This window comes from Mesorhizobium sp. LHD-90 (assembly GCF_030929505.1).
GTDB lineage: Bacteria > Pseudomonadota > Alphaproteobacteria > Rhizobiales > Rhizobiaceae > Kumtagia.
This window is the reverse complement of sequence record NZ_JAVFVV010000001.1, coordinates 205645-223259: the sequence shown is the minus strand read 5'-3', so window position 1 is coordinate 223259 and position 17615 is coordinate 205645. Positions and strand designations below refer to the sequence as shown.

The 17615-nt window shown below is 65.1% G+C and carries 17 protein-coding genes; 11 read left to right on the top strand and 6 right to left on the bottom strand.

The window, feature by feature from the left end:
* Positions 1–21 precede the first annotated feature (21 nt).
* The gene (locus tag RB623_RS01040) at positions 22–777 is read right to left on the bottom strand and encodes an adenylate/guanylate cyclase domain-containing protein (protein ID WP_308054879.1); all 756 of its coding nucleotides are present in this window, start codon (positions 775–777) and stop codon (positions 22–24) included.
* A 239-nt stretch (positions 778–1016) separates the two neighbouring features.
* Here RB623_RS01040 and rpmB point away from each other — a divergent pair, with 239 nt between their 5' ends.
* The 4 genes from rpmB (at position 1017) to RB623_RS01020 (ending at position 3798) form a co-directional block, all read left to right on the top strand.
* A complete protein-coding gene (rpmB, locus tag RB623_RS01035) occupies positions 1017–1313 on the top strand; it encodes a 50S ribosomal protein L28 (protein ID WP_308054878.1) in 297 nt (98 codons plus the stop codon).
* 98 nt (positions 1314–1411) lie between these two features.
* Positions 1412–2089, top strand: a complete 678-nt coding sequence (locus RB623_RS01030; RefSeq protein WP_308054877.1) for a queuosine precursor transporter — start codon at positions 1412–1414, stop codon at positions 2087–2089.
* Positions 2086–2760, top strand: a complete 675-nt coding sequence (locus RB623_RS01025) for a hypothetical protein (protein ID WP_308054876.1) — start codon at positions 2086–2088, stop codon at positions 2758–2760. The genes RB623_RS01030 and RB623_RS01025 overlap by 4 nt, the downstream gene beginning before the upstream one ends.
* Positions 2761–2904: 144 nt before the next feature.
* Positions 2905–3798 carry a DMT family transporter gene (locus RB623_RS01020; RefSeq protein WP_308054875.1) on the top strand — a complete coding sequence of 298 codons (894 nt, stop codon included), beginning with the start codon at positions 2905–2907 and terminating at the stop codon, positions 3796–3798.
* A 69-nt stretch (positions 3799–3867) separates the two neighbouring features.
* On the opposite strand, the gene RB623_RS01015 is transcribed toward RB623_RS01020, so the two are convergent.
* Both RB623_RS01015 and RB623_RS01010 read right to left on the bottom strand, forming a co-directional pair.
* Positions 3868–4632: a DUF4239 domain-containing protein gene (locus RB623_RS01015; RefSeq protein WP_308054874.1), complete on the bottom strand. Its 765-nt coding sequence runs from the start codon at positions 4630–4632 to the stop codon at positions 3868–3870.
* 111 nt (positions 4633–4743) lie between these two features.
* Positions 4744–5046 carry a BolA family protein gene (locus RB623_RS01010; RefSeq protein WP_308054873.1) on the bottom strand — a complete coding sequence of 101 codons (303 nt, stop codon included), beginning with the start codon at positions 5044–5046 and terminating at the stop codon, positions 4744–4746.
* Positions 5047–5186: 140 nt separating this feature from the next.
* Between RB623_RS01010 and RB623_RS01005 the strand changes: the two genes are divergently transcribed.
* The 6 genes from RB623_RS01005 to RB623_RS00980 all read left to right on the top strand — a co-directional run bounded on the left by RB623_RS01005 (position 5187) and on the right by RB623_RS00980 (position 11142).
* Entirely contained in the window at positions 5187–5804 is a 618-nt protein-coding gene (locus RB623_RS01005) for a DnaJ domain-containing protein (protein WP_308054872.1), read from the top strand.
* Positions 5805–6065: 261 nt separating this feature from the next.
* A complete protein-coding gene (gene cobS / locus RB623_RS01000) occupies positions 6066–7052 on the top strand; it encodes a cobaltochelatase subunit CobS (protein WP_308054871.1) in 987 nt (328 codons plus the stop codon).
* A complete protein-coding gene (locus RB623_RS00995) occupies positions 7049–7519 on the top strand; it encodes a hypothetical protein (protein ID WP_308054870.1) in 471 nt (156 codons plus the stop codon). The genes cobS and RB623_RS00995 overlap by 4 nt, the downstream gene beginning before the upstream one ends.
* A 75-nt stretch (positions 7520–7594) precedes the next feature.
* Positions 7595–7996 carry a hypothetical protein gene (locus tag RB623_RS00990; RefSeq protein ID WP_308054869.1) on the top strand — a complete coding sequence of 134 codons (402 nt, stop codon included), beginning with the start codon at positions 7595–7597 and terminating at the stop codon, positions 7994–7996.
* Between the two features lie 15 nt (positions 7997–8011).
* On the top strand, positions 8012–9910 hold the full coding sequence (gene cobT, locus RB623_RS00985; protein WP_308054868.1) for a cobaltochelatase subunit CobT: 1899 nt from the start codon (positions 8012–8014) through the stop codon (positions 9908–9910).
* Positions 9911–10170: 260 nt separating this feature from the next.
* Positions 10171–11142, top strand: a complete 972-nt coding sequence (locus RB623_RS00980) for an esterase-like activity of phytase family protein (RefSeq protein ID WP_308055098.1) — start codon at positions 10171–10173, stop codon at positions 11140–11142.
* 31 nt (positions 11143–11173) lie between these two features.
* Here the strand turns inward: RB623_RS00980 and RB623_RS00975 are convergent, their stop codons facing one another.
* From RB623_RS00975 to RB623_RS00965, 3 genes are all read right to left on the bottom strand, one after another.
* Positions 11174–12790: a GMC family oxidoreductase gene (locus RB623_RS00975; RefSeq protein ID WP_308054867.1), complete on the bottom strand. Its 1617-nt coding sequence runs from the start codon at positions 12788–12790 to the stop codon at positions 11174–11176.
* A gap of 12 nt (positions 12791–12802) precedes the next feature.
* Positions 12803–13237, bottom strand: a complete 435-nt coding sequence (locus RB623_RS00970) for a sugar dehydrogenase complex small subunit (RefSeq protein WP_308054866.1) — start codon at positions 13235–13237, stop codon at positions 12803–12805.
* A gap of 105 nt (positions 13238–13342) precedes the next feature.
* Complete coding sequence (locus RB623_RS00965) at positions 13343–16432, bottom strand: calcium-binding protein (RefSeq protein WP_308054865.1); 3090 nt, start codon at positions 16430–16432, stop codon at positions 13343–13345.
* 293 nt (positions 16433–16725) lie between these two features.
* On the opposite strand from RB623_RS00965, the gene RB623_RS00960 reads away from it, so the two are divergent.
* Positions 16726–17613, top strand: a complete 888-nt coding sequence (locus RB623_RS00960; protein ID WP_308054864.1) for a DMT family transporter — start codon at positions 16726–16728, stop codon at positions 17611–17613.
* The last annotated feature ends 2 nt before the right edge of the window (positions 17614–17615 follow it).

Below are 17615 nucleotides of genomic sequence, written 5' to 3'. Positions count from 1 at the left end.
GCAATGTGAAGGCGGCTCCTGTCAATGCACAGTCAGCACATGCGCCGGGACGGGCTGGTTGATGCCCTTCAGCGACAGGTCGCGCATCACCGCTCCTGTCACGAGTTCCGGCGCCTGAGCGGCAGCCTCGGCCGACACGAGGATCTCGCCGGCCGCCGCCTGCGATTCCAGCCGCGCCGTCAAATTGACCGCGCCGCCAATCGCGGTGAAGTCGCTGCGGAAGGTCGAAAACTCGCCGATCTCGACCTGGCCGGTGTGGACGCCGACCCCGACGCCCAGCGCCTCGGCCGCAGTGTCGATGCCGCGCGCCGCCAGTTTCTCCAGCGCCTGGCCGCAGCGCCGCTGCACTTCGATCGCCGCCCGGATGGCGGCCGCCGCATGGCGCTCGTTCTTGATCGGAAAATTGAAGATCGCCATCAGCCCGTCGCCCATCTGCTTGTTGACGATGCCGTCATGCTCCCAGATGGCTTTCGCGCATTCGTCCTGGAAAGTGCTGACGATCTCGCTGAGCACGATCGGGTCGAGCCGCTCCGACAGAAGCGTGTAACCGCGGATGTCGGCGAACAGGATCGAGGCGGTGGCCGAGATATGCCGCTGTTTCTTGACGAAGGTGAAGGCGCGCTCGCAGATCGTGCAGATGTTGGGGTTCATCTTGCTGCGGGTGATGCCGAACGCCTGGAACGGCACCGCCAGCGGTCCCCGGATGGGGATCGGCATGTGCATCTGGTCCCAGCAGCCGCGGCAGATGCGGGCATTGTGGCTCGTGGTCGACAGCATGCGATGGTTTCCGTCCCGATCGGCAGGCAGGCGGCCAGGCTGGCGCTCTTGCCTTCACCGGTGCTATGCCGCCTCCACAGTGTTCCCTTCGGAGGCTTTTGGCAACTGCGTCGCGGCTTGACGCATCGGCGAAATGCCACTATGGAACGCCGACTTTTCCAAGAGGCCGCCCGAAGACCGCGCGCCATAGCTGGCGAAGACGATCTGTTGGCCCGATACGAGAACCGAAGGTTACAAAAATGTCCCGTGCTTGCGAACTGACCGGCAAGGCCGTGCTCACCGGCAACAATGTCAGCCACGCCAACAACAAGACCCGCCGCCGGTTCCTGCCGAACCTGGTCAGCGTCACGCTGATCTCGGAAGCGCTGAACCAGAACGTGCGCCTGCGCATCTCCGCCAACGCGCTGCGTTCGGTCGAGCACCGCGGCGGCCTCGACGCCTTCCTGGCCAAGGCCGACGTGGCCGAGCTTTCGCAGCGCGCCCGTCTGCTCAAGAAGCAGATCGCCAAGAAGGTCGCCGAGCAGGCCGCCGCCTGAATTTTTGCGGCGGGGGACGACCGCCTCACCGGAGCCCGGCGTCCCAGACGGCGGGCTCCTTTGTTTTGACCACTGGTTCCATCACCCAGGATAAAAAAATGACCTTCAGAACCTATCTGCCTTTTGTCGTCGCGATGGCGCTCGTCGTCGTCGCCTCCAATATCCTCGTGCAGTTTCCCGTTCAGGGTTCACTTGGCAGCCTGTCGCTGGCCGACATCCTGACCTGGGGAGCGTTCACCTATCCGGTCGCCTTCCTCGTCACCGACCTCGCCAACCGCCGCCACGGCCCTTCCTTCGCGCGCCGCGTTGTCTTTGTCGGCTTCGTGGCGGCGGTGACCTGCTCGATCCTCGTGCCGCCGCTGCTCTATCGCCTGGGTTTGATCGAGTTCGATACCGCCGCGGGTCGGCTGGTGCGCATCGCCATCGCCTCGGGCACGGCCTTCCTCACCGCGCAGTTGCTCGATGTCACCGTCTTCAACTGGCTGCGCCGGCAGAGCTGGTGGCGCGCGCCGATCTTCGGCACGCTGGCCGGCTCGGTCGTCGATACGATGGTCTTTTTCTCCATCGCCTTCGCCGCGGCTTTCGCCTTTGTCGGCCCGAGCGACGCGTTTGCGCTGGAGACCGCTCCCCTGCTCGGCGTGCTGCCGGCGGAAGCGGCGCGCTGGATTTCCTGGGCGTTGGGCGACCTGACGGTAAAACTGATCATCGCCGTCTTCGCTCTGATCCCTTACAGGCTGATCGCAGCCCGCTGGAGCCAGCCGGCGGTCCTCGCTTGATCCCCTGGATCCAGCTCGACAGGGCGCCGGTCCCCGGTGGCGGCGAGCTGCGGCTGAAACAGCGCGGATCAGAATTCTCGATCATGCTCGGCGCCAACGAGCTGATGAACAGCCGTCTTTCCGGCTCGGAAGAGGCGTTGGCGAAATTTTCCTGCAAACGCATCCGCGGGCGGCCGACGCAGAAGATCCTGATCGGCGGGCTGGGCATGGGATTTACGCTGCGCGCCGCCCTTGCCCAGCTCGGCGATGATGCAAGCGTCACGGTCGCGGAACTCGTGCCAGCCGTGGTTGCCTGGGCGCGCGGGCCGATGGCGCCGGTGTTTTGCGGCTGCCTCGACGATCCGCGCGTCGTCATCCATGAGGGCGACGTCGGAGACCTCATCCGGTCCGGCAAGGGTTTCTGGGATGCCATCCTGCTCGACGTCGACAACGGGCCGGAAGGGCTGACCCGGCAGGGCAACGACGCGCTCTACGATCTTTCCGGACTTGCTTCCGCCCATGCGGCGCTGAAGCCGGGCGGCGTGCTTTCGGTGTGGTCGTCGGGGCCGGACGCCGGCTTCACCCGGCGGCTGCGTCAGGCCGGATTTTCGGTGGAAGAGGTCGCAACGCGGGCACGCGGCAAGCGCGGCGCGCGTCACGTCATCTGGATCGCGACGAAGCCGGCCCGGTAACCAGACGCATCACGTTCAGCGTTGCGTTGGCTGGTCGATGCCCGCAAGCGTGGCGCTATCGTCGCGTCTCGCAAGATGCTGGAAAGCCGCCGAGGCAGACCGTCCGGTTTCGGCGATCGGACGTCTCGCGGGAACCGCAGCTTCATGGCCACATCAATCACCGCTACACACTCGACATCGGAAACGACGAAGGGCATCGTGCTGATGATCGTCGGCGTCCTGACCATCCAGATGGTCGACGGGCTGGCGAAGCACCTGTCGGGCACCTATTCGCCGCTGTTCATCAGCTCGGCGCGGTATGCGATCGCATCGGTGATCGTGCTGCCCATCGCCTTCGCCGTGCATGGGCGCAAGATCTTCCCCGGGGAGCAGATCGGCGCCAATCTGCTGCGCACCGTCTTCATCATCGGCGCAATGACGCTGTATTTCCTGGCGATCGCCCGTATCCCGCTGGCGACCGCGATCAGCGCCTATTTCGTCGCGCCGATCGTCGCCGTCATCCTGTCCATGCTCATCCTCAAGGAGCGCATGACGGCCAGGAAAGGCATCAGCCTGGTGCTCGGTTTTGCCGGCTCCATGGTGATCCTTCAGCCGGGCGGCGCGCTCGAGCCCGGCATCCTGCTGGCTCTCGGCTCCGGCGTCTTCTTCGCCTTCTACATGATCGCCAGCCGCCAGGCTGCGCAAGGCAGTGAAGTGTTGAAGATGCTGGCGTTCCAATGTGTTATCGGCATGCTGTTGCTCGTCCCGCAGGGAATCGTCTTCTGGCAGGCGCCACCGCCCGCCGATCTGCTGCTGTTCTTCCTGATCGGGTTGTTGTCCACCGTCAGCCACGCATTGACCATCTATGCCTTCCGGCTGGCCGACGCCTCGACGCTGGCGCCGCTGCTTTATGTGGAGCTGCTCGGCGCGGCGGTGATCGGCTACGTCTTTTTCGGCGACATCCCCGGCCTGACGACCGTTCTGGGCGCCGCGCTCATCGTCATCGGCGGCCTTGTGCTGTTGCAGCGCCGCAAGACCCCGATCCTGCCGGCTGCATAGGACCGACGCCGCACGTGCGGGCGTAAACGAGCGCGGCGTCGATTCCTCGGTCTCGACGACACGCGAGGATCAGCTTTTCCCGAGCTGCGACAACGCCTCGCGCAGCGGCGCATCTGAAATGTAGATCAGGCCCTGATAGGGCTGGTCCATGTCGGCGATGACGAACACCGCGCCGGCGACCGACAGCCCGCAGAGCAACAGCGTCGTCAGCACGGTCGAGTTGCCGGGCGCCAGCAGGCCGAAAGACACGAACAGCAGCGCCAGCCAGAAAACCAGCACGATGACGAAGGCGCCCGGCAGGCCCTCGGTCTCGGATTCCACCAGCAGCCAATGCGCCTCCGCCACCTCACCGCTGACGCCGAGCGCACGATCTTTCAGCCAGCGCTGCCCGTCGTTGGCGGGGACCAGCGCGCGCAGCGCATCCTGCACGCTCTCCACGCCGGTACTGTCGCCGATGATGTCGATCGGATCGCTGCCGGCATCGCGGACCGTCCAGCTCTGCCCCAGCCGTTTCTCGACGAGCCGGCGCAGTTCCTGGCGGGCGGGCCGGGTTTCCGGGCCGTAATGCACCATCACCCGGTCGAGCAGCACGATGCGGGCCGCCGAGGTCCTCAGCTCGTTCTCGGCGTCGTCATAGGCGTTCTTGGCCGAGGCGATCAGCAGGCCGAGCGCCAGCGCCGTCAGCGTTCCGATGATGGCGGTGGAGAGCCGGATCGCATCCTTGGAATCGGAGCTGAGATGATGGGTGGGAAGCTTGTCCCGCAGCCAGCCGCCGGCCAGCGCCGCCCCGATCACGCAGACGAAGACGATCCCGCCCAGCAGGAGAGAACTCAATGGTGCGGCCCCCGACGATGTTTGCCGGCACGCTATCGCATCGTTCCGCGGAAGGCGATGGCGCCGGGGCGGTTCCACCGCCATCGCGGCGGTTCCGGACGTGAAATGCTTTTACCACCGTGTCTTTTCGCCGGGGGCCGCCGGCTCGATGGCGAGCGCGTGCACGCCGCGCTTCAACTCGCCGGAGAGCAGATGGTTGACGGCGCGGTGGCGCTCGACCCGGCTCTTGCCGGCGAAGGCGGCGGACACGATGCGCACGCGAAAATGCGTCTCGCCGGTGCCGTCGAATGTGGCGTGGTGACCCGACTCGACGTGGTGATGGCCGGCATGCTGGTGGCTCTCGTTGATGACCTCCAGCCGTTCCGGCGCGAAGGTTTCGGTCAGCTTGGCCTCGATTTCGGACTGCAGGGACATTATGTAGGCTCCAGGCGCCTGGCCAGCGCACGCCGAGGGGCGGCGAAGGCCAAAATTAAACCGCGATTCAGCGGTTAGGGCGATCCTTCCCGAAATGTCAATTCTTGTTTCGCACCTGCGAACGCACCATAACAGACCGGATGAGCACGTTTTCGAAATATTTCGAGAAGATCCGCGTGCGCCCCGACCCGATGGCCGAGGCGAAGGCGGCCGCGCCGTCATGCCAGTGGGACGGCTGCAAAGAGGCGGGAACCCACCGTGCGCCAGTCGGCCGGCTGCGCGAGGGCGAATATTTCCGCTTCTGCTTCGACCATGTGCGCGAATACAACAAGGGCTTCAACTATTTCGCCGGCGCGCCGGCTGCCGAGATCGCCCGCTTCCAGAAGGAGGCGCTGACCGGACACCGCCCGACCTGGACCGTCGCCTCCAACGGCAGCGCCCGCTTCGCGCCGGATTTTTCGCAAAAACGCTCGGGCCGGGCGGGCTACTACAAGAACGTTCGCGACCCGTTCAACCTGTTCTCGCAGCAGCGCGCCGAGGCGCCCCGCGCCGAAAGCCTGGCCCGGCCGCTGGAAGCCAAGGCGCTGGAGACACTCGGGCTCGACGCCAATGCCAACGCCCAGGCGATCAAGTCCCGCTACAAGCAGCTTGTGAAACGCCATCACCCGGACGCCAATGGCGGCGACCGGGGGTCGGAAGACCGGTTCCGCGAGGTGATACAGGCGTACAAGATGCTCAAGCAGGCAGGCCGCTGCTGAACAAAGCCGTGAGGGCGGGCTGCAAAAATGGCGATTTCTCCGCTTCCGGTGCTCACATACTAAACGTACGCTCCGCTCCGGTTCTCGAAATCACCATTTCGCCACGCCCTGACGGATTTTTCGGCCGCAGCCTTCCTTTAGGCCAGACGCGACAAGGTCGCTTGCCGGACCTATTTCCAACTTTCATCCGGCGGGAAAAGGTCTTAAGACCGCGCGGACGAATTTTATGCCGGCGAAGCCTGCTTCGCCCTTGGAGACGTTATGAATAAGGTCGATCGAGACATAACAAACCTGCCGGATACCACCGTCTCGGTGAAGGACAAGTTCGGCTTCGATTCCAAGATGGTCGTGCCGGCCTACTCGACGGCCAGCGAACACGTACCCGATCTCGACCCGGACTACCTGTTCGACAAGCAGACGACGCTGGCGATCCTTTCCGGCTTCGCCTTCAACCGCCGCGTCATGGTTTCGGGATATCACGGCACCGGCAAGTCGACCCATATCGAGCAGGTGGCGGCCCGCCTCAACTGGCCATGCGTGCGCGTCAACCTCGACAGCCATGTCAGCCGCATCGACCTGGTCGGCAAGGACGCCATCGTGCTGCAGGACGGCAAGCAGGTCACCGAATTCCGCGACGGCATTTTGCCCTGGGCCTACCAGCACAATGTCGCGCTGTGCTTCGACGAATATGATGCCGGCCGGCCGGACGTGATGTTCGTCATCCAGCGCGTGCTGGAAAGTTCGGGCCGCCTGACGCTGCTCGACCAGAGCCGCGTCATCCGTCCGCACCCCGCCTTCCGCCTGTTCGCCACCGCAAACACGGTCGGCCTCGGCGACACCACCGGCCTCTACCACGGCACGCAGCAGATCAACCAGGCGCAGATGGACCGCTGGTCGATCGTCACCACGCTGAACTATCTGCCGCACGACAATGAGGTGGCGATCGTGCTTGCCAAGGCCAAGCATTATCGCGACGCCAAGGGCAAGGACATCGTCAACAAGATGGTGCGGGTCGCCGACATGACCCGCTCGGCCTTCATGAACGGCGACCTGTCGACCGTCATGAGCCCGCGTACCGTCATCACCTGGGCCGAGAACGCCGAAATCTTCGCTGATATCGGCTGGGCCTTCCGGCTGACCTTTTTGAACAAGTGCGACGAGCTTGAGCGGCCTATCGTCGCCGAGTTCTACCAGCGCTCGTTCGGCCAGGAACTGCCGGAGAGCGCGGCGAACGTGGTGTTGAGTTGAACTTTGGCCGCAGCAGCCTCCTTGCGGGCGTAATTTTTTTCGCTGCAACCCGGCTGGCTGCGGCTGATGGTCAATTGATTCCGCGAATTCATGGTGAGATCACGGAAAACAACTTTCGTAACCTTCAAGCTTTTCTGAAAGCCAAATCCTACCCTTTCGTCAAAGATCTTTCGAAGGCTGTGGTGTCACTTGATGTTCGATTGGACGAAAATAGAGATGATGTAAGGGGAATTGTAACGAAATCCAGCAAGGACGGCCTGGAGATCAAGCAATACAATCAGGATCCGTATTTGCCTCACTTAGAGATTCTGCAGAACTTATTCTCCGTTGACGGTCAATATACCCTGAGCGAGCTCTATATGGTGCGTATCGTCGGCTTTCATGGAGAATGGCTCCGCTTGGAGCCGATAGCTATTCCAGGCACGTATCAGGATATTTCTATCGACGATCTGAAGGATGCGGATTGAAGTCATGCAACGCCTTGACGACAATCCACTCGGAAGGCTTGGTGAACCGGGTGCCAAGTCGATTGGGATTTTTCGGTGAAGCGACTCGGCTGGAGCCTCATCGGCCTGCTGGCCTGCGGCTGCACCAGCTATTACCCCGCGGCGAATGGCGACTACCTGCTCAGCACGACCCAGCCGGGCTTCTTCCAGCGCGGCTACGACGTCAAGGAGCGTGGCTGGGTGGTGGACATGCTGGCCCGCAACGGTGCCTCCTGCTCGGCAAGGCCGGACGAATACGTGACCCGCTGCGCCTATGCCTATTGCGTCGACGCGCGACCGAAGATCCTGACCTGGACCGTCGGGCGCAGGGTGACGACCAGGACGGTGCGGCCGCCCAAGCTTGACGAATTCACGAGTGCGTGCGGGCCGCACCACCTGTATGTTCTGCAAAACGCCTATGTTGCTCGCAACGGCGCGACCGTCGTGTCGCTGGATTAGGATAAAGAGGTTCTCTTGGCAGGCCCCGGCGACAACACCCGCTCGAAGCCGAAGAACGGCGCGGACACCGACCTGTTCAAGCGCTCGGTGACGGTGTGCATGCGCGCCATCTCCGGCGACCGCGAGCTGGAGGTCGGCTTCGCCAAGGACCGCCCGGCGCTGGCCGGCAACCGCGCCAGACTGCCCGAACTGCCGAAGAAGCCGACCATGACCGACGTCGCGGTGACGCGCGGGCTGGGCGATTCGATGGCGCTGAAGCGCGCCTGCCACGACAGCCGCGTGCATTTGAAGCTGGCGCCGGAAGGCAAGCAGGCGCGCGCCGTGTTCGACGCGGTCGAGCAGGCGCGGGTGGAATCGATCGGCTCGCGCCGCATGACGGGCGTCTCCGACAATATCGGCCACATGCTCGAGGACAAGTATCTCAAGGCCAATCTCGCCGACGTGCGCGAGCAGTCGGAAGCGCCGCTTGAGGAAGCTTTGGCGCTGATGGTGCGCGAAAAGCTGACCGGCCGGCCGGTGCCGAAGAGCGGCGAGAAGCTGGTGTCGTTATGGCGCGACTGGGTCGAGGAGAAATCCGGCGGCGCGCTGGACGACCTCGCCAACAAGCTCGACGACCAGCAGGCTTTCGCCCGGCTGGTGCGCGACATGCTCGCCTCCATGAACATGGCGGAAGAACTCGGCGACGACCAGCAAGACGACGAGGCCGAGAGCGAGGAGAACGAGCCGCAGGGCGAGGAAAACAGCGAGGAAGGCGGCGACGACGATTCCGCCGGTGACCAGGCGCAGCCGGAAGACAGCGACGCCTCGTCCGAGGACGAGCAGGCCGGCGAGATGGAAGCCGCCGACGCCGACACCGACGACATGTCCGATGACGAGGAGGCCGACGCCGAGACGCCGGGCGAGACCAAGCGCAAGGACAACCCCTTCACCAACCTGCCGAAGGAGATCGACTACAAGGTCTTTTCGACCGCCTTCGACGAGACCATCGGCGCCGAGGAACTGTGCGACGAGGAAGAACTCGACCGGCTGCGGGCCTTTCTGGACAAGCAGCTCGCCAATCTGTCGGGCGTGGTCGGGCGGCTGGCCAACCGGCTGCAGCGGCGGCTGATGGCGCAGCAGAACCGCTCCTGGGATTTCGACCTCGAAGAGGGCTATCTGGATCCGGCGCGGCTGGTGCGCGTCGTCATCGATCCGATGCAGCCGCTGTCGTTCAAGCAGGAGCGCGACACGAAATTCCGCGACACCGTCGTCAGCCTCGTGCTCGACAATTCGGGCTCGATGCGCGGCCGGCCGATCACGGTGGCGGCCACCTGTGCCGACATTCTTGCCCGCACGCTGGAGCGCTGCGGCGTCTCGGTCGAAATTCTCGGTTTCACCACCCGCGCCTGGAAGGGCGGGCAGGCGCGCGAGAAATGGCTGAAGGACGGCAAGCCGGCCAATCCCGGCCGGCTGAACGACCTGCGCCACATCATCTACAAAAGCGCCGACACGCCGTGGCGGCGCGCCCGCCGCAATCTCGGCCTGATGATGCGCGAGGGCCTGCTCAAGGAAAACATCGACGGCGAGGCGCTTTTGTGGGCGCACAACCGCCTGATCGGCCGGCCGGAGCAGCGCAAGATCCTGATGATGATTTCGGACGGCGCGCCGGTGGACGACTCGACCCTCTCGGTCAACCCCGGCAATTATCTGGAACGCCATCTGCGCGCGGTGATCGAACTCATCGAGACCCGCTCGCCGGTCGAACTGCTCGCCATCGGCATCGGCCACGACGTGACGCGCTACTATCGCCGCGCCGTCACCATCGTCGATGCGGAGGAACTTGCCGGCGCCATGACCGAGCAACTGGCCTCGCTGTTCGGCGAGGAGACGCCGCGCGACCTGCGCCGCAGCGGCGGTTTCCGGCGGGCGGGATGAGGATGCGCTTGCTGCGCGCCGTGAAGTCGATGCTTTGGCGTGATGTATTGCGCTCCTTCGCACCCCCCTCTGTCCTGCCGGACATCTCCCCCACAAGGGGGGAGATTGGCAGTTTCAGCTTTGCCGCTTCTCCTGCGAAGGTTGTGATTGGCGAAACCAGGACGGCCGGCCAATCTCCCCCCTTGTGGGGGAGATGTCCGGCAGGACAGAGGGGGGTGCGAAGGGATGCGGCGTGGACCGCATTTTTCTTCGCGGCTCTCATCGGCCTTGCGCCATTCACGCCAGCCCATGCCGACCCCGCGCCCGTCGAGCGCATGGAAATCACCGCGCGGCCGATCGAAAACTTCCACATCGGCCGCGACGAAAAGCTGTTCGGACCGCTGGAATTCGTCGGTGGGCTGGAGATGACCTCGTCCGCGCGCGATTTCGGCGCGCTGTCGGCCTTCCGCTTCACCTCGCCCGGCAAGGATTTTGTCGGCGTGGCCGATACCGGCTTCTGGTTCTTCGGCTCGATTGCCCGCGACGTCGAGGGCAGGCCTTCCGGCATCGATAATTTCCGCATGGTGCAGATGGCCGACGAGACCGGCAAGCCGATCGTCAAGAAATGGCTGGTCGACGCCGAGGGGCTGGACGTCAAGGACGGCGTCGCCACCGTCGGCTTCGAGCGCAACCACCGCATCGCCCAGTTCCGCCTCGACCCCGACAACATGCAGGCGCCAGTCCGCCAGCTCGATTTCCTCGTACCGAAGAACGAACTACGCCAGAATCGCGGTTTCGAGACGGTGACGCGTGCGCATCCGCACGGCCAGCACGCGGGCGGGCTGGTGGTGGTATCCGAAAAAAGCCTCGACAAGGCGGGCAACATCTTTGCCGCCATCATCGAGGGGCCGAACAGGGGCGTCTTCACGGTGAAGCGCAGCGGCGACTTCGATATCACCGACGGTGCTTTCCTGCCCGACGGCGACCTGCTGCTGCTCGAGCGCAGCTACCGCCTCGCCGACGGCGTAAAAATGCGGCTGCGGCGCATTTCTGGCGAGTCGATCGCCAGGGGGCAGGTGGCGGACGGGCCGGTATTGCTCACCGCCGACATGGGTTTCCAGATCGACAACATGGAGGGGCTGGACGTGTGGCAGCGGGCCGACGGCGCCACCATGGTGTCGATCATCTCCGACGACAACCATTCCATCCTGCAGCGCAATCTCTACCTGGAATTCGTGCTGCACCCGGACTGAGCGGGCGCCGGGTCGCCCACAACTAGCCCACCTACCCCACCAGCGCCGCCTTCACCGCGTCGGCCGCGCGCAGGCTGAGCGCGGCAATCGTCAGCGTCGGATTGGCGGTCGCCGAGGTCGGGAACACCGTCGAGCCGAGGATGAACAGGTTGGCGTGGTCATGGCTGCGCAGGGCGCGGTCGACGACGGAGCTTTTCGGATCGGCGCCCATGCGCGCCGTGCCGATGATGTGGCCGGCGCCTTCCGCGCCGTCGCGGTGCTGGATTTGCGTGGCGCCGAGCTTGCCGAAAATCTCGGCATGCGCCTCGCGCGCCGCCGCCAGCCCGTCCTGCACGTAGGAATCGAGGCTGTAAAAGAGGCGCGGCAGCGGCACGCCGTAAAAGTCCTTTTCACCGGGATCGAGCGTCACCCGGTTCTGCGGTTCCGGCAGTTGCTCGATCAGCGAGGCCATCCTGACGTGCCGGGAGGCCTGGTCGCGAAGGGCGGCGTCCAGCGCCTTGCCGCGCAGGCCTTGCTGCGCCAGTTCGACCGCCGTGGTCACCGGCGCGCCGGTCGGCCACGACCAGCCGTCATTGCCGATCTCGATGCGGAAGGCCGGCCGCTCCCGGCGGAACTCCCCGTCGCGCAGGTTCTCGATACCCGAGGTCGACAGCGGCCCGCGATAGGGCCACAGCGGCTCGGGCGCCAGCGCCCAGCTCAACTGCGTCGGATGATCCATCAGGTTGCGCCCGACCTGGTCGGAACTGTTGGCGACGCCGCCAGGCCGCTGTTCGCTGGCCGAATTGAGCAGCAGGCGCGGCGTCTCGATGGCATGCGCCGCCAGCACGAACACTTTTCCGACAGCCGTGCCTTCGCTGCGGTCGCGGCGCCTGAAGCGGATGGCGGAAATCCGACCGTCCGGACCGACGTCGATGCTGGTCGCCGTCGTCTCCGTGTGGATCGCCGCGCCGCCCTTCTTGGCCCGCGTCACATGCACCGTCGCGTCGTATTTCGCCTGCACCGGACAGACCGGAATGCAGCTTGCATTGCCGCAGCAGGCCGGGCGGTCGTCGCGCTCGGCCGAGTTGCGGCCCTGCGGCGTCGACCGCACCTCGTATTTGGTGCCGGCCAGCGCCCTGGCGTAGGCCTTGTCGAGAAAGGTCGGCGGGATCGCCGGCATTGGATAGCGCGACGAGCGCGGTGCGCCGAGCGACTCGGCGGAATCGCCGGAGACGCCGATTTCGGCCTCCGCCTCGCCATAGAATTTTTCCAGTTCTTGATAGCCTATCGGCCAGTCGACACCCCTGCCGTAGGTGCTGGAGAGGCGAAAATCGTTGGGCACGAAGCGCAGGCAGGTGCCCAGCCAGTGCCAGGTGGTGCCGCCAAGCACCTTCACATAGGTGCTCTTGAATTTTTCGGGCCCTACCTGCCGGTACCAGTGGTCGAGATTGTCGCTGACCGGGTGGTCGGCCTCGGGGCTGACCGGATACGGGCATTCCGGAACCTTGATCAGCGCGTCCCAATAGCGCTGCACCGCCTCGGACCTGTCGACCGGGGAACCTGCCTCCAGCACCGCTACCTTAACGCCGGCGGCCGACAGTTTCGCGGCGAGCAGCGCGCCGGAGACGCCGGAGCCGACGACGATCACATCCGCTTCGATATCGGCCATGGGAAAACCTCGTCAGCTTTGCGGAGGCTCTGCCCAATAGCCGGTCTCGCCGCCGCAATAGGCAAAGGGTTTTGTGAAATCGAGGGCGTTCCACATCAGCGCCTCGGTGAAGCCGGCCACCGCCTGGCCGTCCGTGGTATCGACGACGCCCGAATACCAGGCCGCGACCACGTCGTTCGCCACCGTGCCGGTATCGACCTGAGTATCGGTGGACAGCAGGACCAGGCCGGGTCCGCGCCCGGTCGCCAGCATCGACTGCAGCAGCTTTGCGGCCATGATCGCATCGAGGCTGGACGCTTCCGCGCCGGTCAGCCGCGCCGACAGCGCGAGGAACTGCTCGGCGGTGACGCTGTCCTGTGCATTCGCCCAGCGCGGAAAACCGGCGGCAAGCGCCGCGAGGCTGGCGCTGCCTAGAAAGACATCGCGGCGTGTGACGGTGGGCTTCATGCGGTCCTCCCCGCTGTGGCTGAGCGGGATATAGCGCCGCCGGGGTTTAGAAAAGGTGAGTGGACCGGAATCGGTTCCCGGGCCCGATGACGCGGCAGCTTCGCCTCAAAGAATGACGAAATCGCCGAGCGTCACTACCGGCGCTCCGGTCAGCGTCGCCATCTGGATGGCCGCGGTGGCGCCGCTGCCGTCCGTGTCGTAGCGCAGGATGCCCGTGTCGGTCTCGTAGATGAAGCGCTGATCGGCCGTAGTCGCCACGCCCGTCGTATTGGCGAGGAAGCGGTTCGGCGCCAGCGAGCCGGCAGGCAATGCTCCGAAGACCGAGCCCGTGAAGCGGAAATAGTCGTCATTGCCGGCGCTCGCCGAAAAGTCCCGGATCGTGTCGCCGCCGTGAGCGGTCGAGGTATAATCGAATCCGTCGTCGCCGGTTCCGCCCGTCAGTGCGTCGGCTCCCGTGCCGCCGAGCAGGGTGTCGTTGGCCTCCTCGCCCTGGAGCGTGTCGTTGCTGCTGCCGCCGATCAGCCGGTTGACGGCCGCGTCGCCGCGCAGCACATCGCCGAAATCCGTTCCGGTGACACGCTCGATGGACAGCACGGTGTCGAGGGCCGCTTCGCCCTCGGCGGCGAAGGAGCCGTCGAGCGCAAGCTTGATGCGCGCCGTGGTCACGTTGTCGTAAGTGATCGCGTCGAAGTCGTCCCCGCCGTCGAGCACGTCTGCGTCTTCGCCGCCCTCCAGCGTGTCGTTGCCTTCGCCGCCTTCGAGCGTGTCGTCGCCGCTGCCGCCGGTCAGCGTGTCCGTGCCATCGAGGCCAGACAGCGTAAAGCCCGTGTCGAGGACGGTCATGACGTCTGCGTGCGCCGAGCCCTTCACCGCTTCCATCCTGACCGCGCCGTCGCCGTTGGCACCGCCGCTGCCCTGCAGGACGGCTCCCACCTGGGTGATCACAACGCCCGTGGTGGCCGCGCCATAGTCCGCCGTGTCGAAGCCTTCGCCGCCATCGAGTATGTCCCCGTATCCCGAGGCCACGAGCGTGTCGTCGCCGCCGCGGCCCGTCGCCGAGCTGATGGAGCCGCTAATCTCCAGCCGGTTGTCGTTCTCGTCGCCGAGGAGATCGCAGCGTGCGGTGCCCTGATAGGTGATGTTCTCGACCGAATCGAGCGTGTCGCCCGCTGCCGCCTGGCGGTTGAGGGTCGCGTCTTCCAGATCGACGAGCAGGTCGGTCGTGCCGAGCGCGTTGGAATAGACGACGGTGTCGCTGCCTTCGCCGCCGTAAAAGGCATTGACGCTGTTGTCGGCCTTGAAGATGTCGTCGCCGGCATTGCCATGCGCTTCCGCCCAGTTGGAAAGCGTGTCGTTGCCGCTGCCGCCGATAATGATCTCGACGCCATTGAGCAGGTCGGACCCTATGTCGGCGCCGGACGCCGCGATCGTGCCCACGGGGCGCGCCGCAACGATGCCGGCGACGGAAAAGGCGTAGTCCACGGTGTCGGTGCCGGCCCCGCCATTGACTGTGTCGTTGCCGGAGCCCGGCAGCAGAATATCGTCATCGTCGCCGCCGTAAAGCGTGTCGGCGCCGTCGCGACCGTCGAGCGTGTCGTTCCCGTCATCGCCCGTAAGCACATTGGCGTTGGCGTCGCCGCGGATGACGTCGCCGTTCCAGGTGCCGATGACGTTCTCGATGCTGGAAAGCTGATTGAGGTGGACGCCCTGGACCTGGTTGACCGTGCGCTCCAGATCCACGTCCACCGCGGAAATCGGGATCAGGTAGCTCGCCGTGTCGATGCCGCTGCCGCCGTTCAGCGTGTCGAGGCCGCCGTCGCCCTGGAGGAAATCGTCGCCGGCGCCGCCGTTGAGTACATCGTCATCAACGCCGCCATAGAGCGTATCGTTCTCGCCGTCGCCGTAGAGCGTATCGTTCTTGATGCCGCCGTAGAGCGTGTCCTCGTCCCGCCCGCCGCGCAGGGTGTCGCGGCCATCGCCGCCATCCAGCGTGTCGTCGCCGTTCTCGCCGCGGAGCACGTCATTGCCGCCCAGCCCGTGCAGGGTGTCGCCGCCGTCGCGGCCATACATCGTGTCGCCCTTGCTGCTGCCTTCGATCGTGTTGCCGCTCGAATTGCCGGTGGCCGTCATTGCGGCTGTCCCGGTGTAATCGAGAATCTCGATGCCGGTCTGCATGGTAAAGACGGCAAGGGCAGTCTGCACCGTGTCTATGCCGTCGGTCAGGAGTTCGTTGACGAGGTCGCCGCTTTCGACGCCGACATAGAGATCGTCGCCGTCGCCGCCCGACAGGATGTCTCCCTGGCTGCCGCCGATCAGCGTGTCGTTGCCGTCGCCGCCAGCCAGGCTGTCGACGTCGGCGCCGCCGTCCAGCGTGTCGTCGCCATTGCCGCCGCTGATGACGTCGTTGCCGCCGTTGGCCTCGATGAGAAAGTTCTCCCAGGTGTCGGCGTAGAACGGGCTGTCGAGCGAATCGACGTCGATGCTGTCGGCGAAGGCGCCGCCCTCTACATGGACGGTGACGTCGCTGCCGCCTGAGTATTTGAGACTTTCGATGGTCACGTCGTTCGCGGCGCTGACCAGGAGCAGGTTTTCGATGCCGACCATCGAAAACGTGAAGGTTCCGGCAGAGAGCATCACCAGCCAGTCGTCGTCCGCTCCGCCGTCGAGCGTGTCGCCATCGATCTCGGTGGCGGTGCCGGAAAAGTCGTCGTCATCGTCTCCGCCGAGCGCTTCCTCGATGCCCGAACCGAGGTAGAACGTGTCGTCCCCCTCGCCTCCGGTATATTTGCTGCCGCTGCCGCCGCCGGTGATGGTGTCGCTGCCGTCCTCGCCTTCGATCCAGATCGGCAGGGCCGAGGTCACGTCGGAGGCGTCGATAGTGTCCCATCCGCCGCCGCCGCGGACGATCAGGCGGTAGATCGCTGTGCCGGGGGTGGAGGTGACGAGGCTGTCCGGGATTTCGACGATGTCGCCGAAATCGTCGAAATAGAGGAACTCGACATTGCTTACATTGGTCAGGGCGTTCCAGCCGCCCCATGCGAGAAGCTGGCCTCCGGAGAAATGGATCTCATCGGAGGCGGCGCCCCCGATGACAAAATCGGTCGACGCCAGCTCGGCCGGCTCGAAGTAATAATGGTTGACCTCGTTTGGTCCTATGAAAATGTCGAGCGAGGAGGTTCCGTAGAAATTAGCCATGGACGGACACAGCCTGTGTAGCGGTCCGATCTTGTGCTGAAGATCGAGACCCGAGCGAATTTTCTACTCTGGAATGACCAGGCGGCAGGTTCCCGCCGGTCTGCAACGATCCGATGTCGCCGGATCGGAACCCGGGATTCAGCGGCTGTTACACGAGCACCGGCGCCTTGCCCTCGATCGCCGCCCTCCGGTTCCATCTGCCTGGCACGACGGAAGGTCGGCCTCCGGCCAATTGATTGTCGGCCGAACTTCGATGAAATCGGCGCGCAACCTGTACGAGCCGACTTCGCAACATGTCCCTGCCTTCCCATCCGTTTCGCGGCCCGCTTTTCATGGTGCTGGCCACCTGCTTCTATGTCGTCAACGACACGATGATGAAGGTGGCGACCGAGGCTCTGCCGCCCTACCAGGTGCTGACTATGCGCGGCATCGCCGCTTTGCTGTGGGGCATGCCGCTTTTGTTTCTGCTCGGCTATCGCGTCAGCCTGCCGCTGATGTTCGAGCGCCGCGTGCTGGCGCGCAACCTCTGCGAGACCGGCGGCATCCTCTGCTTCGTCGTGGCGCTCGCCAACATGCCGATCGCCGACGCCACCGCGCTCGGCCAGATCACGCCGCTGGTGGTGCTGCTCGGCGCTGCGCTGGTGTTCGGCGAAAAGATTCCGGGCTTTGCCATGGCGCTGATCTGTGCCGGCTTCGCGGGCGCGCTGATGATCGCCCGGCCATCGGGCGAGGGCATTTCCGTGTACGCGCTGCTGGCGATCGCCAACGCCGTGCTGTGCGCCGTGCGCGATCTCGCGGGACGCCGTATCGCCGGCCATGTTCCGGGCATGATCGTCGCCATGTCGGCGGTCGTCGTGGTGCTGATCGCAGCGGCGATCATGCATCTTGCATTCGAGCAATGGCGCGCGCCGGACACGCAACACGTGCTGCTGCTCGCCGGCTCGGGCCTCTTCCTGATCTTCGGCCATTTCTTCATCTTCATGGCCTACCGCGTCGGCCCCACCAGCGCGGTGGCGCCGTTCTACTACTGCTTCACCGTCTGGGCGGTGGTCTCCGGCGTCGTCGTCTTCGGCCACCTGCCCGACCTGGCCGCGCTCTGCGGCATCGTGCTGGTGGTGGGCAGCGGCCTTGCCATCGTGCTGCATGACCGCCGCCGGCGACGGCTGGCGCCTGTGGCGTGAGC